The sequence below is a fragment of the Thalassobacillus sp. CUG 92003 genome, from assembly GCF_013618635.1.
Lineage (GTDB): Bacteria > Bacillota > Bacilli > Bacillales > Halobacillaceae > CUG-92003.
The window spans coordinates 320421-339855 of the sequence record NZ_JABLSJ010000003.1 but is presented as its reverse complement, the minus strand read 5'-3'; the positions used below and the strand labels follow the sequence as shown (position 1 = coordinate 339855).

Below are 19435 nucleotides of genomic sequence, written 5' to 3'. Positions count from 1 at the left end.
AGCCTTTACTTGATTGATATGGTTTACATTTTAAGCCGTTGAGTAAGGGAGCAAAAGGTTGATTTTCTTTTATGTGGAACTTATAGTAGGAGAAACTAAAGCAACAACCTTCAAGGAGGGTAAAAATGGGCGAACGTTCACCTACAAGTCTTGAAAATGCACTGTATGCATTAAAATGTTTTTCCAGTAGTAACCCGGAATTGGGTGTTAGTGAACTTTCGGAAGAATTAGGTGTTGGGGTCAGTACGGCCCACCGTCTGCTCGTTTCGTTGGCAGAAGAAAATTTTATCGTTAAAAATAGGGAGACCCAGAAATACGCGCTTGGCCTTTCTATCCTGGAATTAACACATACTGTGACGGAGCAGATCCACATTATTCGCGAGTCCACCCCTATCCTAAAACATCTTAGAGATGAAACAGGGGAAAGTGCTCATTTGAGTATTATCGATGACACGCAGCTTATTTATCTGCAAAAAGAAGAAAGTCCTTATTCCACTCAATTGGATACTTTCCTCGGAAAGCATAATCCTGTTTATTGTACAGGGGCAGGCCAGACGATATTAGCCTATCAGTCGAAAGGTGAAATTAATAAAGTCCTCAGCGGTGAAATGACAGCGTTTACTGAGAATACATTGACACGTCCTGAAAAATTGAAAGAAAAACTTGCTCACATTAGACAAGCTGGTTACACCATAAGCGATCAGGAATATCAAACAGGCATCTTCTCTATTAGTTCGCCGGTATATAATAAAGAAAACGCCGTAATCGCTGCTATAAGTATCGTAGGTCCTGTTCAGAGGATGAAGCCCTCTGAAGATAGTTTAATCGGTAAAGTTATGATGGCAGGAAGAGATCTATCTGACATAGTAAAGCGGCGGCAGGCACATGCCGCTAGAAAAGGGTGATGTGTATGTCTTCCCAGAAGTACCTGCTGACTTCAATAATGAATGCTATGAGAATCCTTAACCTATTTAAGACAAGCAAAAGCAAGGAACTTAGTGTTACTGATATAGCTAACCAGGCAGAGCTGCCGAAAAGCAGCGCGCACCGCTTGATTACTACATTATGCAGAGAAGGCTTCTTGTCACAAAACCCACGCAATGGAAAATATCGGCTGGGTTTATCACTACTGACCCTTGGCGGTGTAGTTTCTGTGCATAAGGAAATTTATCGCGATACGTTTCCCTTCGTGGAAAATCTTGTTAGGCAGGTAAACGAAACGTGCCAAATATGTCTGCTTGAAGAAAAACATTTGGTTTTTTATTATCGTGTTCAAAGAAACGAGCCTGAGCATCTTATCACAAACGAAGGGCGAAAAGGCCCTATCCACTGTACAAGTGCAGGATTAGTCCTGCTTGCTTATCAGGATATGGCGTTTAAGGATCAGGTTTTATCAGCACCTCTGCAACGTTACACTTCCCACACTATGACACATCCAAATGAACTCAGAGAACGTCTTCAATCTATTGAAGGCGAAGGTTATGCAATTTGCGATGGAGAATTCTATGAAGGATATTCCAGTATAGCTGTACCTATTAGGGATTACTCTTCAAACGTTGTGTCGGCATTAACAATGATAACTCCATCTAAACGCCTTGAGAAAAGGGAGCGTTCCTTTTATGTAAGCCATTTGAAGGAAACGGCTAATGATATTTCTGAAGAACTGGGTTTTTACGGTGATCTTTATTAGGGAAGCTCGGGACAAAAGACCTTCACTATATAACACGTTTTCCAACGGTTGCATAGTGAAGGTCTTTTTAATATGGATGCTCTACAATTTGGGGTTAAATGGCAATTATTAAAACAATCTTCTCCTTAGTAAAGAACGCTATATAATGGTAATTAACACGTCATATTTTTAAAATTTTCAAAAAATATACGATGTGTTCCACATAAGAGAAAATTCGATAGCTCGAAAGTAGTAGATATTTTTATAATTTGGTGTAAGCGGTTTCAATTAGTCGGCTCTCTAAAGGCAAACGATTAAAATGAGTAATTCTAAAGAGGGTGAATGTATGGTGAAGACTCAATTTAGGGAGACAATAAGCGGCTTATTAAATGAGTCAGCAAGAAATTTCGGACATACGGAGGCTTTGTACGATCAGTATGAACGTCTTACGTACAGTGAATTACTTTCGCAAAGTATTAGTTTGGCAGAAGGGCTACAGAAATTAGGCGTAGGAAAGGGGGATAGAGTAGCTGTCTGTCTGCCTAACTGGAATGAAACAGCTGTTGTATTTTTTGCCACAGCGAGGCTGGGTGCAGTTTTGGTGCCTTTTAACCCGATGTACCGTGCAAATGAAATTGAGTATATCTTAAAGAATGCTGAACCAAAGGTCCTGTTTATGACGCAAAAATTCATTGAGAATGTTGATAAATCAAGCGTATTGCCTCTAGTAAGGCATGTCATTTCTGTTCGGTTTTATGAAGAAGGTTTCGTTCCTTATAAAGAATTGCACAACAACGAGGTGACCAGTACCACAGAACCTGTTGCTTCTCCCGACGATTTATTTTGTATTCTTTATACATCCGGAACGACCGGGCTACCGAAAGGCGTTATGATTACGCATCGAAGTGTTGCAAAATGTGCAGCAGCTGTCGTAGATGAAATGCGCTGTAATCCTGAAGATGTGTTTATTGTTCCGGCACCGTTATTTCATATATTTGGAATCGCTTGCAACTTGATCGCCGCAGTTGGTGCCGGAGCAAGAATGGTGCTCGTAGAAAGGTTCAATCCAAATCGTATGCTTGAACTGATCGAACAAGAGAAGGTTACCGTGCATCAAGGCGTTCCCACCATGTTTTTGAAGGAAATTGACGTTGAGAACTTTGAAGAATACGATTTATCGTCTCTTCGTACAGGAATGGTAGGAGCTGCGCCAATCTCTCCCGAACAGATGAAAAAGATACGAGATAAAATGAAGTTTCATTTATGCCAATCTTTTGGCACGACTGAGACGGGCGGAGGCGTAACCATTAATGGCTATGAAGATGCTGAAGCATCTATTCTAGAAACGTTAGGAAAACCTTTCGAAGGAATAAAGATAAAAATTGTAAATGAATTCAAAGAGGAGCTTCCCTTTGGAAGTACGGGTGAGATTGCAGTACAAAGCTTTGGAAACATGAAGGGCTATTACAAACTACCTGAAAAAACCAACCAGGTCTTAGATGAAGGAGGTTGGTACTACACGGGGGATTTAGGTGTACTGGACGAGCAAGGAAACCTTCGCTATGTAGGCAGAGAAAAAGAAGTGATCATACGGGGAGGCCTTAATATTTATCCAAAAGAGATCGAAGCGCTCCTTTATGAACATGACAACATTTCAGAAGCTGCTGTAATAGGCATCCCTGATGAAATACTGGGGGAAGTTGTATGTGCAGTCGTCCAGCTCCATTCAGGAACAACGCTGCCAGAGCAAGAAGTGAAGGATTATGTATCAAACCACCTAGCCAAATATAAAACACCATCTTCCGTTATTTTTGTCGATCATATTCCTATGACGTCCAGCGGTAAAATTCAAAAAGTAAAACTAAAAAAACAGCTAGTCTCTGAAAACGACTAAAGTAATCAGTTAAATATACAGAGGAGGGTATATAATGGGAAAACAAAAGCAACCTAACGTTCAGTCGCATTGGAAAATAGGAAACTATCAATTAAGACTGCCTTTCATTCATTATCGACTTGAAGCTCCAGAATTAATTCAAGGCGTTGTGATATTTACGATCGGATTAAGTATGATCGAAATAATGACGGGCCCGCTTGGCATGCCTTATAGTGCAGCATTAGCGATCGTTATTTTCGGTCAATTCTTTATGCTGCTTCCCCCTATGTTAGGCGTCCCTTTTGTACCGGGGTTTATTACGCCGCTTATTCCTGTGCTTATTGTATTCTTGGGCGGGTTCGAACCTGGTACTCAGGCTATACAAGCATTAATAGCTCTGCAACTAATAGTCGCCCTGATCTTCTTATTATTCGGGGTTACGGGGCTTGGGAGACTATTTGTAACGAAACTTCCTAATTCATTAAAGGCAGGCATTCTAATTGGTGCAGGTATAGCAGCGATTATGACAGAAATTGAATCGGGAGGAAGACTTGCCGAAACCCCGATCACCCTTATAATAGGCGGGTTACTATGTTTATATACGATGTTTTCGAGATCTTTCCGCAACCTTCATGATAATAATAGAGTCCTCCGTTTTATCGCAAATTACGGGATTATGCCTGCTATTATTGTAGCTATATTAATAGGGTGGCTGATTCAAGAATATCCTTCCCCTCAAATTGAATGGGGCATCACGATTCCTTCATTACCTGCCATGTGGAGTGTTACGCCTTTTGCAATCGGTTTTCCAGGATGGGAGATTTTCATTGCTGCAGCGCCTACGGCTGTTCTGGCATACATTATCGCCTATGGGGATATCATTGTCGGAGATAAACTTATTGAGAGGTCGAGTACGTTTAGACCAGATGAAAAAATTGAATATAACTCCAATCAAATTCATATGTTGACCTTTATTCGCAATTTCGCTCATGCTCTGTTTTTCCCTCATCCAGGGTTGGCTGGCCCTATATTTACCGCGGGAACGGCTTCAGTCGCAGAACGGTACACGTTTGGAAAAAAAGCGATGCAATCTATTTTCTCAGGCACCAATTCACTGCTGATCTCTTTATCCTTAGCCATATTTATTTTACCGCTTGTTACGCTGTTTCAACCATTCTTGCCGATCGCTTTATCCATTACGCTTATCCTAACTGGATATTTATGTATTACAGTCGGTATTCAACAAGTGAACAATGAGAAAGAGATTGGGGTCGCAGGTGTTATGGGGATTGTGCTTGCGGTGTATGGTGCCGGGCACGCCCTTTTAGTTGGTATCGTGCTTTATTTTATTATTCAACGGGAGACCATATTCCCAAGGAAATCGCATGTCACAGAGGAGTCACATGAACAGGAAAAAATAGAGAATATGTAGCCTTACAACATTATACCGGTTCATCAGCTAGGAGGAAGCGCTAAATGCATAATGTTTACGATATTAAAGTTAGATGGGGAGATACCGATGCTGCCGGGATCGTATTCTATCCGAATTATTATAAGTGGCAGGATGAATCCACCCATGAATTATTTGAAGCTGCAGGTTATAGTGTATCCAAGTTGCAGAAGGAAGAACTGGTGATTATTCCGCTCTTGGAGGCGTTTTGCCAGTTCAAAGCGCCGCTTGTTTTTGAAGATAAGGTGAGCATTAAGTCAGAGGTTAAAGAGATTAATAATAAAATTTTCAAAGTGGAGCATTTATTTTTCAGGAGCGGGGAGTTGGTCGCCCTAGGGTATGAACAAAGAGCATGGACCTCTACAGCTGAGGGAAAACCAACAGCAGTCCCTGTGCCTGACTCCATACAAGCAACTCTGTTAGCTGAGTGAAGTAAGTTTAGGAAAGAAGTTATGTTCCACGCTATAGAGGAACATAACTTCTTTAATTTCATTGGTAGAGTTCCATATATAAGAATTCATCTCGCCTATAGAAAAAATCGTTATTCTATAATGAACGTAATTGGAAAAGGTGTAACTATCTGAAAAGGGTGTGTTTGAATATGAGTGTAGAGACAAAGAAGCGTACGGCTATCGTAGTAGGGGCGGGGCCAGTCGGTTTAACAGCTGCCCTTACCTTGCAGAGCAGAGGCATATCTTGTGCGGTGATTGAAGCAGAGCCAAAAGATCGTCCGCGCCCTGGAAGCAGAGCCATATTTTTGCACAATGCTTCATTAAAATTACTAGAAAACCAATATAAAGGTTTAGGCTTCACACTTGCTAGAAATGGGATTGTCTGGCCCGTGAAACGCACGCTTTACAAAGGAAAAGAAGTGTATAAAAAAGATTATGGCATTACGAATACGAACGATCCTCATAAGCTTCCTCCATTTACCGCGCTTCATCAAGATGAAATTGAAGGACATATATATGACGCTTGTATGGCTTCAGGGGTAGAGTTTATCTGGGGGAGTCCAGTTGCTGATTGCCAAACGACTTCTGAAGGGGCGACAATCACTACTGAGTCAGGGGACGTATGGGAAGCTGATTATGTCATCGGCGCAGACGGGGGACGCTCAGTAATTCGACAGTCGGTCGGTTTAGAATTTGAAGGCCCCCGCACTCAAGATACGTTCCTGGTTGTAGATTTGGAAGAAGACGAAGATCATCCCCTTCCGCTTGAGCGGATTTTTCATTATCAACATCCTGCCATGGGTGGAAGAAATGTGATGCACGTCCCTTTCAAAGGAGGATGGAGAGTCGATCTGCAATTGCTAGAAGGGGATGACCCAGAAGCTTTCAAGGATGTCGAAGGGGTCAAGAAGTGGCTGCCTAAAGTGATGGATCCTAAGTACACGGAGCGCATTAAGTGGGTGTCTTCTTACAGTTTCCATCAAGTTGTGGCGAATTCTTTTACAGATGATCATTACAGAATTCTGCTGGCCGGGGAAGCGGCTCACTTATTCGCGCCTTTTGGGGCAAGAGGGCTTAATTCTGGCGTTCCGGATGCCATCATTGCTGTGAACGGGATTGAACAAGCATTACAAAGTAATAGTGATGAACAAAGACAAGCAGCCATATATGCTTCCGCAAAGGAACGGAGAATAGCTGCCCAATGGAATAGGGATAGCTCAACAACCGCTCTGCATCATTTACAAGGGGACTCACCGAAAATGAATATGAAACGTGAAGTAGCAGCTTCTTTGACTACAATAGCTCCTAAGCTGGGACGCTGGCTTGATGAAGGGCCTTATGGACCGAAGTTTGGCCCCCCTGAATTGACCACTAAATACTAATTATATTGAAGGAGCGAGTTACTATGGCCATAACAACGTATGCTCCAAAGCAAGAGCTCTTTGGGCCCAATGATAAGCAAGTCAAAACTTTGATCGACAGACTTTTAAATGTGGAATGGTATCAGCACATTGGAACTGACCATGTAAGAATAGAAAAAAACCTGCAACAGTTTATGGAGGCATTTGACTTACATGCCTATGAAACAGAATGGGTACCTTTACAAGATGTACCTGGTACAATCAAAAGTTTGGAATTAGAGGGTAGTCAATTATGGGATGTCGTAAAGGAAGTTCCAGATAAAATCAGTGAGAAAGGAAAAGCGACGGGGAGAAAAGATAGTTTGGATCAGCTAGTCCACGATATTCCTGAGCTTGTTTATCATGGTGCCTTTGCAGGAGCTTATAACCATTTTCAAAATCAACAAGCCGTCTCCTTACTAGTGGGGCATGCCATGTATATCAGTCTATTAGCTTGTGCATGGGAAGTTGTAGCAGACCAGAGTGGATGGGAAGAGAACCCCTTTATTTATCTGATAGAGATTAGGGAAGAAGGCCACATGCCGATTGGTCCGAAGCAGAATATATTTTATTTGGCATGACTAGCACGAGACTGGGACAAAACGGAATAAACACAAAAACTCCGAACGATTTGCTGAAATTGTTCGGAGTTTTTGTATCGAAAAATCAAAAAATTCAGCAACTATTCACGTAACGTTCCACATATCAGAATTCCGCTGTTTTTCATCAATTCAGTACATTCTATAATTAACACCAACACTGCTGATACAAAAAGAGGAAGGAGCTTTGTTATGGAAACGGCAGCTCTATATCCATTATATGAAACGAAAATGGACCTCAAATCTTACCAATTTCAGCGATTGAACCAGATGTTGGTGTTTCTCTTACAAAATAATGCATTTTACCAGGAAAAACTGAAAGAGATCACGTTACCGATTAGAGGGTATGAGCGTTTGGCAGAACTGCCTTTTACGTTTAAGCAAGAACTCTCAGAGGACCAGGAAAACAATAAACCAGTCGGCAAAATTTACTCCTATCCGCTAACCAGTTATGTCGAATTTCATCAAACATCAGGCACGACAGGAAAACCGATCCGCGTCATGGACACGAAGGAAAGTTGGGAATGGTGGAGCACATGCTGGCAGGAAGTTTATAAAAGCAGTGGCGTCACCGCAGAGGATACCATTTTCATTGCTTTTTCGTTTGGACCTTTCGTCGGGTTCTGGGGCGGGTATCAAGCTGGGAAGGATGTTGGATGTCTTGTGATTCCTGGAGGAGGCCAATCTACAAAGCAGAGACTGGACAATCTGATAGAAAATCAAGCGACCGTTCTGTTATGTACGCCTAGTTACGCCCTGTATTTGGCTGAAGTCGCCGAACAGAATGATATCGACATTTATCATGCCTCACTAACAACCATCATAACCGCTGGAGAGCCGGGCGGATCTATCCCTTCCGTGCGGGAAAAAATCGAAGCCAGTTGGGGAGCAAAAGTTTTCGATCATGTAGGGATGACTGAGATGGGTGCTTACGGTTTTTCTTGCTCCGAACAAAAAGGATTGCATATAAACGAATCAGAATTCATCGCAGAAGTGATAGATCCCGAGACGGGTAACCATGTGAGGGAAGGTGAAAGAGGTGAACTCGTACTGACGAATCTAGGAAGATATGGTTACCCGCTGATAAGGTATCGCACGGGAGATGTCGTGGTACATTCGATGGCCCAATGCGGGTGCGGTAATCCCTATCGTTTTCTTCCAGGGGGTATAGTAGGAAGGCAGGATGACATGGTGGTCATTCGCGGTATTAACATTTTTCCTCAATCTATTGAATCTGTTGTGAGAGAGTTCAAAGAATTAAACGAGTTTAAAATTATGTATTATCAAGAAAATGGAATGGATCAAGTGAAAATTCAGTATGAAGGTGATGCGTTTATTTTAGACAAAATGAAAGCGCTTTTAAGAGAAAGGCTGGGGTTGAGAGTAGAAGTAGAATTGGTCGATGATAACGTACTGCCCCGGTTTGAATTGAAGTCACGGAGGGTGGACGATCGAAGGCATGACATAAATAAACCCATTCTTTAAACGCTTTATGCAACGATGAACACAGTATGGAAATTGAAATGGAGGAGAGAAGCATATGAAACTAGTCAATTACATTGCAAACAAACAGGAAAAGAGAACGGGAGTCTATGAAGATGGCGTCATTATCGATTTGAACAGAGCTTATGCGAACTACCAAACTTCAGAAGGAAGCCAATTGGCGAAAAGAGCTGCTGATGTCTATGTGCCTTCGGATATGAGTTTACTGTTAGAAGGGGGAGAGGAAACCCTGACGAAAGCTAAAGAAGCTGTGGATTATGTCGTCTCTCGCGGACTAGAAGCAGACGGAGAAGTGGTGTTCGACAAAGGAGACGTCCAGTTGGAAGCGCCGGTCGGGAAACCGACCAAGATTATCTGTGTCGGGCATAATTACCGCGAACACATTTTGGAAATGAAGCGGGAGCTGCCCGAAAACCCCGTATTGTTCGCTAAATTTAATAACACCATTTCAGGACCAGACGCCCCGATTGTAAAAAAGAATGTATCAGACCAATATGACTTTGAAGCGGAATTTGCTTTTGTTATGGGCAAGCAAGCGAAGGAGGTCAAAGAAGACGACGCCCTTGATTATGTGGCTGGTTATACAATTGCCAATGATGTTAGTGTCCGCGACCTCCAGAAGCGTACTTTACAATGGCTTCAAGGGAAAAGCATTGACGGCACCCTCCCGCTAGGTCCATGGCTAGTAACGAAAGATGAGGTGCCTGATCCGCATAACTTGAATGTGGAGTTAAAAGTCAATGGCGAAACGAAACAAAAATCTAATACAAGCAGTCTCGTATTCAACGTTAATCGTTTGGTTGATTTTGTCTCGCATCTGATCACGCTGGAACCAGGCGATATCCTGCTTACCGGCACACCAGGAGGCGTCGGTGCCGCTCGAGACCCGCAGGAGTTTCTGCAGGAAGGTGATACAGTCACTATCAGCATCGACCAGATCGGAGTATTGGAAAATGAAGTGAAGAATGAAGCAAAAACGGGGGTGCATGTATGAGTAAAGTAGACGAATACCAGCAGCAAATTAAAGAAAACGTAAATACGTACTTGGAGGTTTCCGATGTATCAAAGGAAATTGTGAAATGGCGGCCCTCGCAAGATGAATGGTCAATTTTACAAATCCATGCTCACGTGAATGAGTCGCTTAACTTCTGGATTCAAGACCTTATGGAAGCGGTAGACGGCAAGGAAAAATGGGGGCGTACATTGAAACATGAAGGGCGTCTTGCAGCTGTGGAAAATGTTGAGGAACTTAACATTGACGTTATTCGTGACAAAATTGCAGCCAGTAAGGATAAGGTTTTTGCCGAGATCGGGAAGCTGGATCCCGAAGAATTTGAACTAAAAAAAGAGCACGTCAATCCCAAATTCGGCGTGAAACCTCTATCCTTCTTAGTCGAGCATTTCATTATCGAACATATCGGAAAGCATATCAGTCAAGTGGAACGAAACATCGCTAATTATAAAGAAAACGTTCATCATTAAAGGAGGAGCATAAAAATGGAACAAAACGATTTTATGCAAAGTAAGGAAGTCCAGGAATTTGATGAAGATATTAAACAACACCACCTCGGCCCGCTCTGGCACGCAATCCCGATGCTTGCTTCAAAAGAGCCGAATCAAAGTGTGAAGCCTTATCTGTGGAAATGGAAGTTGATTAAAGAAAAATTAGAAGATGCTACAGAAATATTCACTCCAGAACGCGGTGGGGAAAGACGTGCGATTTACCTGCAGAATCCCGGTCTGGAAAATCGGGAGCCCTACGGATGGGGATCGACTACATCCACCATGTATGTGGCGGTTCAACTGATTCTCCCAGGGGAAACTGCCCCTTCCCATCGCCACACCCAAAGTGCCTTACGGTTCATTAAAGAAGGGGATGGAGCCTATTCCATTGTGGATGGTGAACGATTATTTATGGAAGAAGGCGATTTCCTTTCCACACCAAAAGGACGCTGGCACGGTCACTCCCAGCCAGGGGATAAGCCGATGTTCTGGATTGATGTATTGGATATTCCAACCATTTACTTCTTAAATGGCTCGTTTTTTGAAGGACATCCAGATGGCATTGAAAACCCTTCATTGCCGGATAATTATTCTGCCAGAAAATATGCAGGAGGACAGGTAAGGCCGCCTCAAGACAGAGATAGTGAGCATACGCCGCTTGGAGCCTATAAATGGGAGCAAACGAAACAGGCGCTGGACAGTATGTCGGATTTCGAGCCCGACCCTTACGACGGTTTTTCAGTTGAATATTTAAGTCCGTCTAATGGGGAAACAGCGCATCCGAACATTTCATCCAGAATTCAGAAGCTTGAACCTGGTTTTCATTCAAAAGCTCACCGCCACACTAGCTCTACAGTGGTCCACGTATTTAAAGGTCAAGGTTATACAGTTATAGATAATGTCCGCTTTGATTGGGAAGAAGGTGACCTTCTCGTTATTCCGAACTGGGCGTGGCATGAACATGTGGCCACATCTACAGGTAACACGTATCTGTTTACAGTAAGCGACCTGCCGATGATGGAGAAATTCGGTTTGGAGAGGGAAGAAACTTATCCAGAGAATGAGGGGCACCAACAGGTAAATGAGGTGTTTAAGCCTGAATTGCAAAAGATATAGGATTGATGAATTGTAAAGGGTATGTTTCCATTCGAATTATAAGGTCAATCAGGTCTATATCTGGTTGACCTTGTTTTAATGGGATAATTATAAGAGGAACGGCATTAGGAGAAGTATTATTTAAGATTTAACCGGATTTTTTCTGAATCGATGCCCTTAAAGTTTTGTCCATAGTTGTAAGGGTAAAGACCAATATTCCTCATAAACAATAGATTAGAAGGAAGTCGAAAAGGGAGTGGTCTAAATGAAAGCATCAGAAACAGTGATTGAAATGTTGAAAGAATGGGATGTCGATCATGTCTATGGATATCCAGGGGACTCGATCAACAACCTCGTGGAGGAGCTCCGTAACGTGAGGGACGAAATTCAATTCTATCAAGTTCGTCACGAGGAGGTCGCAACACTGGCTGCTTCAGCTGAAGCGAAATTAACCGGAAAAGTCAGTGTATGTCTCTCCATTGGCGGTCCCGGTGCCATTCATCTATTAAACGGCATGTATGATGCAAAAGAAGACGGAGCTCCCATGGTAGTAATCACGGGACAAATCTCTCATGACCTATTAGGCACGGAAAACTTCCAGGAGGAAAACCTAGAACGCATCTTTGATGATGTTGCAGTGTTTAATCGCCGTGTTACGTCAGGAGACCAGATGCACCCGCTGCTCGAACAGGCTTTTCGAAATGCGTATAGTTATAATGGTGTCGCTGTGTTAAGCGTGCCTGATGATATTTTCAAAGAAACGGCAGGGAATACAAACCTTCGTTCTTCTGCTTACCATCCACCTAAAATTATTCCGGAGCAACCAACGATTGATCAAGCAGTAGAACTGATTCGTCAATCTGAAAAGCCTGTCATTCTAGCCGGTAAAGGAGCATTTCCAGCAAAAGAAGAGCTGGTCCAATTTGCAGAGAGGATTTCAGCCCCCATCATAGTTTCGTTACGAGCAAAAGGGCTGATTCCTGATCAACACGCGTTGAATTTAGGAAATCTCGGGCAGATCGGTACAAAACCAGCGTATGAAACGATGGAGGATGCAGATTTATTACTTATGGTCGGAACCTCATTTCCATATCGGGAATTTCTGCCTGATGATGCGCCAGGCATTCAAATCGATCTTCACGCCGAACAAATCGGCAAGCGCTATCCTGTCGATGTCGGTTTAATTGGCTCGTCGGATAAGGTTCTTGCAAAGCTCAACGATCACCTGGAGCCTCGTGAAAGAAGCTCCTTTTTAAAAGCGTGCCAGGCTAACATGGAGAATTGGTGGGCGCATTTGGAGGAGATTTCGGACCCTGAACAAGACCGCGCCTTAGAAGCTCCGCAAGTACTAAGGACACTAGAGCCTTATGTGGACGATGATGCGATTATCTCGCTCGATGTCGGGAATGTCACGGCTTGGACAGCTCGTTTTTTCCGGATGACGAATCAACAGATGGTGGTCTCAAGCTGGCTTGCCACGATGGGCTGCGGGCTTCCCGGCGCCATTGCAGCTAAGGTGGAGCACCCTGAGAAACAAGTGGTCGCAATTTGCGGCGATGGCGGCTTCTCGATGGTCATGCAGGATTTCTTAACAGCGGTGAAATACGATCTTGCCATGATCGTCGTCATCTTTAATAATGAGAAAATCGCGATGATTAAATACGAGCAAGAGGAGATGGGTAACCTGCCGTATGGCACGGATCTCGAAACATTTAATTTTGCAACATTCGCTGAGAGTGCAGGAGGGGCAGGCTATAAAGCTACGAATCATCATGAGCTCAATGAAGCGTTTAGAAAAGCGAAAGAGAACGACAAACCAGTCATTATCGATGCCGAAATTGAAGACAGGGCGCCTCTCCCTGGAAAAATCGAATTCGGGCAGGCGGTCAGCTATTCGAAATATTTATGGAAGAAAATCGTGGAAGGGGAAAAAGGAAACGATATGCCTCCTCTAAAAACGATACTGAAGCGCTTGCTTTAATAAGCTAGTATGATTTCGGACTTGTCACTCCTATATTGAATCAGGAAGGAGTTGGATCAGTTTGGATAGCGTACTGTTAACCATTTTAATCGTTCTATTCGGTCTACTCATTTTGGTCCCGCTATGTCTGGCCCTATGGTTATATATTCACGATGAAAAGCAGAACGAGCATTCCGTATTGCAAAACTATCCGTTGCTCGGGAAATTCCGGTATATCCTTGAGAAAATGGGCCCAGAGCTTCGCCAATACCTCTTTCATAACGACCGTGAAGGAAGGCCCTTCCATCGCAAGGAATTTGAATACGTCAATAAAGCGGGAAAGTATCATACGCGCATGATGGGATACGGAGCGGAACGCGATTTTACCCAGGACGGCTGGTATTTAGTGAACGATATGTTTCCCGTTCAAGATGATGAATTGCGCGTAGATCAAAGCGATACAATTAAGACGAAACTTTACGAAGTCGATAAAGAGAAGCTGTTCAATCGCAAAGAGCACCGTATCGACTCGGAGCTCAATCCACATTATTTGCATGACGATGATTGTGTAGTCCTTGGGGAGCATACGGCCGAGCAGCCGTTTCGATTGAAAGGGTTGATTGGACAATCCGCGATGAGCTTCGGATCCCTCGGCGACCATGCCATCACAGCGTTATCGAAAGGGCTCGGACGTGCGGGCGGTACCTGGATGAATACCGGTGAAGGCAGTGTTTCCCCGTATCATTTGAAAGGGGACGTCGATATCATCATGCAGATCAGCCCCGGTCTATTTGGGGTTCGTACAAAGGGCGGCGCGTTTTCGTGGGAAGATTTTCACCATCACGCATCGAATGAGCAGATTAAAGCGTTCGAGTTGAAGCTGGCTCAAGGGGCTAAAACACGCGGAGGCCACGTGGATGGCGATAAAGTTACTGAGGAGATTGCAACTATACGCAAAGTCGAGCCGGGTGAGGATATCGATAGTCCAAACCGCTTTCCGGGGATCGACACCCCGGCGCAGCTTCTTCGTTTTTTGGATGAGCTGAGATCTGTGGGCGGCAAACCCGTGGGACTGAAAATTGTCGTAGGTAACGAACAACAGGTGGAGCGATTGATGTCAGAGATGGTGGAGGAAGATATTGTGCCTGACTTTATGACGGTTGATGGCGGTGAAGGGGGCACAGGCGCCTCGTATTATGCACTCGCTTATTCTGTGGGGCTTCCCGCTTTTTCCGCTATTCCGTTAGTAGACGACAGGTTAAAAAAACACGGGATTCGCGAACGTACCAAGATCATTGCATCAGGTAAACTGCTGACTCCCGACAAAATTGCGATGGCGTTGTCATTGGGAGCGGACTTGGTAAATATCGCGCGCGGATTCATGATGAGTGTCGGCTGCATCATGTCTCAAGTTTGCCATAAAAATACCTGCCCAGTAGGGGTAGCGACGACCGATGAAAAATTACAACAGGGCCTTGTCATCGAAGAAAAAAAATACCGTGTCACCAATTATTTGCTTGCACTGCGAAAAGGGTTATTCGATCTGGCGGCAGTTGCTGGGTTAGATTCGCCGACTAAATTTAAGAGAGAACATACCGTCTATCACTCTGATTTTCGTAAAGTGATCAATGAAAGTGGTGAAGTTGATAGTAATCTGTAAAAGCCAGAACACTGCAATTATTTATGCCGTGAAAGAGGTGAGACGTTCTTCTGAAACATATAGGTGCTGACTTTTGACAAGGAAGCCTCAAGCCTATATTTTAGGCCGTTTCGGACAAACGGAGCAATACTTCTCTCCATCACATACTTCATAATAAGAGCAACATGTTCTCCGCTTTCGCACAGCTATACCATCATGATTGTTTCGTTTCGGGCCGTAAAATGGCTGCAGCGGATTTCTATTTTCTCCAAACAGACTGCCTTCTGCTTCATAAACAAGATAATTGAGGTCTTCTTGGATGCGTTTCGTCTCAGTAATGATTTCAATTTCAGTTACTATGAAATAACTGATCATCATTCTCGTCAATAGAAATGTTTTGAACTTTGCATGACATGAAGTGTAATTCTATGACGAGCCGGGAAAAGAAAGAATGAAATATGGTGAGTATTTGAGGATATTATTCTAGTGCATAAGAGCGTAACAACGGTGAATGATCAGAAGGAGGGAAACGAAAATGACTGACAAAAACTCAGAAAATCAGGAAGCCCTGAAGAAAATTAAAGACTTGATTAAAGATGAGAAAGTGGCCATGCTGACGACTGTATCGCCTGAAGGCAACCTCATGTCGCGGCCCATGCATACACAGGATGTAGAATTGGACAAGGAAGAGTTTTGGTTCATTACAGAAAAAGATACAGAGAAATACCGGGATATTAGTGCCAATCCTGCCGTAAACCTGGCCTATGCAGGTGATTCCTATGTATCGATCAGCGGCACTGCGGAATTTGTACAAGATGAAGCTAAAAAGAAAGAATACTGGAATAAGATTGTAGAAAAAGTGCTGAACGTTTCAGCTGATGATCCGAACGTTATCCTGGTCAAAGTGACCCCAGAAATCGCCGAATACTGGGAGTCTGGCGTGAATGTCAAAACGGTCAAGGAATTTGTGAAAAAGATGGCCAGTCGTAAATCAATAGAGGATAGCAATGAATTAAAAGATACCGTTCGCTTTGATGAAAAGACACGTTAATTTCATTCATCTAGCAAACCAAAATAGACTATTTTCTTTACAGGAAATAGTCTATTTTGGTTTATTCGGGTACAATTTTGGCGTTACCACAATACGTTACCACCCGAGCGATTTTCCAACGGCTATTTATCTCCTCGTAACCCCCCAAATTCCTGCAATGGCGCCGTTTAATTCCTGTGTAAAAGTGAACGTGTCCCCACTTACAACCCAAGCGATTCTTCCAATATAACTTAAGCCTACGACTCTAAAATGACTTTGACAGTCTTAAAAAGACGTGTTACCGTTAAAATTGTTAAATAAATTCTTAACAAACTTAACTTATTTCGCAATTGGAGTTGATCGTTTTGGAACACCTTAAACGTCAACAATACATTAATGGTAATTTTAAGGAAATACACGAGATTTAAAAAAGTCGAGTGTCTGAAGCCAAATCAAACACGAGGAGGAATTAAACATGAGTGAAGCATATGATATTGTCATCGTTGGAGGCGGCAGCGCGGGTTCTATTCTCGGCGATCGCCTAAGTGCAGATGGAGAGAAAAGCGTGTTGGTTTTAGAGGCAGGACGCAGTGATTACAACTGGGATTTATTAATTCAAATGCCAGCAGCATTGCCGTTTCCTGCAGGCAAAAGCCTGTACGATTGGAAATACGAATCGGATCCTGAGCCTTATATGAATGGACGACGTGTCAAACATGCCCGAGGAAAGGTGCTTGGAGGTTCAAGTTCCATCAACGGTATGATTTATCAACGCGGTAATCCAATGGACTATGAACGCTGGGGAGCCGAGGAAGGTATGGAAACGTGGGATTTTGCTCACTGTCTTCCGTATTTCAAACGCTTGGAAAATGCTTTAGGGTCCCCTAAGGATGATGAGATGCGCGGTCACGACGGGCCAGTTAAACTGGAACGCGGTCCAGCGACCAACCCTTTATTCGAAGCTTTCTTCCAGGCAGGGGTAGAGGCTGGTTACGCCAGAACTCCTGATGTGAACGGGTTTCGCCAAGAAGGCTTCGGACCGTTTGATAAGCATGTGTACAAAGGGCAGCGATTGTCAGCTTCACGCGCCTATCTGCATCCGGCCATGAAGCGTGAGAATTTAACGGTGAAAACGCGTGCTTTCGTTAAACGTATCGACTTCGACGGCAAACGAGCCAAAGGATTGACCTATCAACGTAACGGGAGAACGCATCAAGTTGAAGCAGGTGAAGTCATCCTTTCAGGCGGTGCGATCAACTCACCGCAGCTCCTGCAATTATCAGGTGTAGGGGATGCTGAACATCTTCGTTCAGTTGGCATTGAACCTGTCCACGATCTTCCAGGTGTAGGAGAAAACCTCCAGGATCACCTTGAAGTTTATATCCAACACGCATGTCCGATTCCTGTTTCCGAACAGCCTAATTTAAATAAATCGCGCATGCCATGGATTGGGTTGCAGTGGATGGTCGGCCGCACTGGACCAGCAGCGACCAGCCATTTCGAAGGTGGAGGATTCGTTCGTTCAAACGATGATGTCGAATATCCGAATTTGATGTTCCATCTCCTTCCGTTAGCGGTCCGTTACGATGGACAAAAAGCACCGACGGATCACGGTTTCCAAGTGCACGTCGGCCCGATGTATTCGGATGCCCGAGGATCCTTGAAGATTCGCTCGAAAGATCCTAAAGAGCATCCAAGTATGGTCTACAACTATCTGTCGACTGAACAAGACCGACGCGAGTGGGTAGAAGCCGTAAGAGTCACGCGGAACATTATGGCACAGCCTGCCATGAAGCCTTACAATGCTGGGGAAATCTCCCCAGGTCCTACTGTGCAGACAGATGAGGAAATTTTGGAATGGGTGAAAGAAGATGCTGAAACGGCCCTTCATCCATGCTGCACGGCAAAAATGGGGCCTGAATCAGATCCTATGGCTGTCATCGATCCGGAAACCTTGAAGGTTCATGGACTCGAGGATCTACGCGTGGTCGATGCTTCGTCCATGCCATTTGTTACGAACGGCAACATTCATGCTCCTGTGTTGATGTTGGCGGAAAAGGCCGCAGACATCATCCGAGGACGTAAGCCGCTCGAGCCCAATCACGCCGATTACTATCGTCATGGTGTGCATTCACCTGATGCAGGCACAATAACGAAATAACGCTATTAAAAAGAAGGCCTCTTTCAAAATGGCTTTGCTCTTGGAGCATCCCTTTTGATCGAGTGCCTTCTTTTTTTATCTTATTACACTTCAGTTTGCCTAGGTGGTGAGGGGTCATGGATCAGGTGACTTTCGGCCATGTTAATGAACTCTCTGACGGAATAAGGGACGTATTTGTCTTTTTTCCACACCATCCCTAATTCGAGACTGGCTGAGGTGTTGACCAACGGGATCGTTTTAAGATGAGGGTTTATGATTTCATCTGCTACTTTACTAGGTAACAGCGCTATACCTAATCTAGCGTCTACCATTTCAATCATGAAGTCGCGCTGGGAGCTATGGCAGACGACGTTGGGGTAAAAACCATGATTAATACATTCTTTCATGATGCGGTCATGTAGCGTGAAGTCTTCTCCGTAAAGAATAAAAGGTTCATTTTTTAAATCCTTTAAATCTACCGACTCTTTCAGAGATAAGCGATTCACTTTATTTACCACTAATTTTAATGGATCCTCAATTATTTTTATTACCTCAAATTTACTTTTACTACTAGGCACATTACAAACCAGTCCAATATCTAATGAACCATCTTCTACCCCTTGTTTAATCATTTTGGAGCCCACTTCGTTGAGCTTTAAATTAACAAAGGGATATTCTTCAATAAACTGGCTGATCAACTGCGAGAAGAAGGATGCGCCTATGATGGGTGGAATCCCTATTTTAATTTCCCCTTTTCTTAACCCAATCACTTCACTTAATTCGGAGTTTAAATTATTGAATGACGTCAGGACTTGTTTCGTATTTCCGAGCACAGCTTTTCCGGCGTCGGTTAATTCAAGTGTTTTGGATCGATAGAATAGAGGCACGTCCAGCTCTTCTTCTAATTGTTTAATAGCTTTACTTAAAGACGGTTGAGAGATGTGTAACGCTAAGGCCGCTTTCGTAAAACTCGCGTGCTTGGCAACTTCTGAAAAATATTCTAAATGTCGAATTTCCATGAAGATTCCCTCCTGAGATTATGGTGGTAACCGGCATTCCGAAGCGATTATGCCTATTAAGCATAATGCGAATTCGATATATATATTTTAATTATGAATACTA

General features: G+C 43.6%; 17 protein-coding genes. 15 read left to right on the top strand and 2 right to left on the bottom strand.

Annotated elements, in window-relative coordinates; genetic code table 11:
- Nucleotides 1-125 precede the first annotated feature (125 nt).
- The 13 genes from HOP45_RS06415 (at nucleotide 126) to HOP45_RS06355 (ending at nucleotide 15164) form a co-directional block, all read left to right on the top strand.
- Nucleotides 126-905, top strand: a complete 780-nt coding sequence (locus HOP45_RS06415; protein ID WP_181348090.1) for an IclR family transcriptional regulator — start codon at nucleotides 126-128, stop codon at nucleotides 903-905.
- A 5-nt stretch (nucleotides 906-910) separates the two neighbouring features.
- Nucleotides 911-1690, top strand: coding sequence for an IclR family transcriptional regulator (locus tag HOP45_RS06410; protein ID WP_181348089.1), 780 nt, complete (start codon nucleotides 911-913; stop codon nucleotides 1688-1690).
- A gap of 325 nt (nucleotides 1691-2015) precedes the next feature.
- Entirely contained in the window at nucleotides 2016-3563 is a 1548-nt protein-coding gene (locus tag HOP45_RS06405) for a class I adenylate-forming enzyme family protein (protein ID WP_181348088.1), read from the top strand.
- A gap of 34 nt (nucleotides 3564-3597) precedes the next feature.
- Nucleotides 3598-4974, top strand: coding sequence for a solute carrier family 23 protein (locus HOP45_RS06400; RefSeq protein WP_181348087.1), 1377 nt, complete (start codon nucleotides 3598-3600; stop codon nucleotides 4972-4974).
- 44 nt (nucleotides 4975-5018) lie between these two features.
- Complete coding sequence (locus tag HOP45_RS06395; protein ID WP_181348086.1) at nucleotides 5019-5423, top strand: acyl-CoA thioesterase; 405 nt, start codon at nucleotides 5019-5021, stop codon at nucleotides 5421-5423.
- A gap of 170 nt (nucleotides 5424-5593) precedes the next feature.
- Nucleotides 5594-6826 carry an FAD-dependent monooxygenase gene (locus tag HOP45_RS06390; RefSeq protein WP_181348085.1) on the top strand — a complete coding sequence of 411 codons (1233 nt, stop codon included), beginning with the start codon at nucleotides 5594-5596 and terminating at the stop codon, nucleotides 6824-6826.
- 23 nt (nucleotides 6827-6849) lie between these two features.
- Complete coding sequence (locus HOP45_RS06385) at nucleotides 6850-7425, top strand: hypothetical protein (RefSeq protein WP_181348084.1); 576 nt, start codon at nucleotides 6850-6852, stop codon at nucleotides 7423-7425.
- Between the two features lie 210 nt (nucleotides 7426-7635).
- Nucleotides 7636-8928 carry a phenylacetate--CoA ligase family protein gene (locus tag HOP45_RS06380; RefSeq protein WP_181348083.1) on the top strand — a complete coding sequence of 431 codons (1293 nt, stop codon included), beginning with the start codon at nucleotides 7636-7638 and terminating at the stop codon, nucleotides 8926-8928.
- 55 nt (nucleotides 8929-8983) lie between these two features.
- Nucleotides 8984-9940, top strand: a complete 957-nt coding sequence (locus tag HOP45_RS06375; protein ID WP_181348082.1) for a fumarylacetoacetate hydrolase family protein — start codon at nucleotides 8984-8986, stop codon at nucleotides 9938-9940.
- The gene (locus HOP45_RS06370; protein WP_181348081.1) at nucleotides 9937-10428 is read left to right on the top strand and encodes a DinB family protein; all 492 of its coding nucleotides are present in this window, start codon (nucleotides 9937-9939) and stop codon (nucleotides 10426-10428) included. Before HOP45_RS06375 ends, HOP45_RS06370 begins: the two co-directional genes overlap by 4 nt.
- Before the next feature lie 15 nt (nucleotides 10429-10443).
- Nucleotides 10444-11565 (top strand): cupin domain-containing protein, encoded by a 1122-nt coding sequence (locus tag HOP45_RS06365; RefSeq protein WP_181348080.1) that lies wholly within the window; start codon nucleotides 10444-10446, stop codon nucleotides 11563-11565.
- Between the two features lie 244 nt (nucleotides 11566-11809).
- Nucleotides 11810-13525, top strand: a complete 1716-nt coding sequence (locus tag HOP45_RS06360; protein WP_181348079.1) for a pyruvate oxidase — start codon at nucleotides 11810-11812, stop codon at nucleotides 13523-13525.
- A gap of 61 nt (nucleotides 13526-13586) precedes the next feature.
- On the top strand, nucleotides 13587-15164 hold the full coding sequence (locus tag HOP45_RS06355; protein ID WP_255437504.1) for an FMN-binding glutamate synthase family protein: 1578 nt from the start codon (nucleotides 13587-13589) through the stop codon (nucleotides 15162-15164).
- A 93-nt stretch (nucleotides 15165-15257) separates the two neighbouring features.
- Here the strand turns inward: HOP45_RS06355 and HOP45_RS06350 are convergent, their stop codons facing one another.
- Complete coding sequence (locus HOP45_RS06350; protein ID WP_181348078.1) at nucleotides 15258-15518, bottom strand: hypothetical protein; 261 nt, start codon at nucleotides 15516-15518, stop codon at nucleotides 15258-15260.
- A 160-nt stretch (nucleotides 15519-15678) separates the two neighbouring features.
- Here HOP45_RS06350 and HOP45_RS06345 point away from each other — a divergent pair, with 160 nt between their 5' ends.
- Together HOP45_RS06345 and betA are read left to right on the top strand one after the other, a co-directional pair.
- Complete coding sequence (locus HOP45_RS06345; RefSeq protein WP_181348077.1) at nucleotides 15679-16194, top strand: pyridoxamine 5'-phosphate oxidase family protein; 516 nt, start codon at nucleotides 15679-15681, stop codon at nucleotides 16192-16194.
- A gap of 454 nt (nucleotides 16195-16648) precedes the next feature.
- Nucleotides 16649-18334, top strand: coding sequence for a choline dehydrogenase (betA, locus tag HOP45_RS06340; protein WP_181348076.1), 1686 nt, complete (start codon nucleotides 16649-16651; stop codon nucleotides 18332-18334).
- A gap of 83 nt (nucleotides 18335-18417) precedes the next feature.
- On the opposite strand, the gene HOP45_RS06335 is transcribed toward betA, so the two are convergent.
- Nucleotides 18418-19332, bottom strand: a complete 915-nt coding sequence (locus HOP45_RS06335; RefSeq protein WP_181348075.1) for a LysR family transcriptional regulator — start codon at nucleotides 19330-19332, stop codon at nucleotides 18418-18420.
- Between the last annotated feature and the right edge of the window lie 103 nt (nucleotides 19333-19435).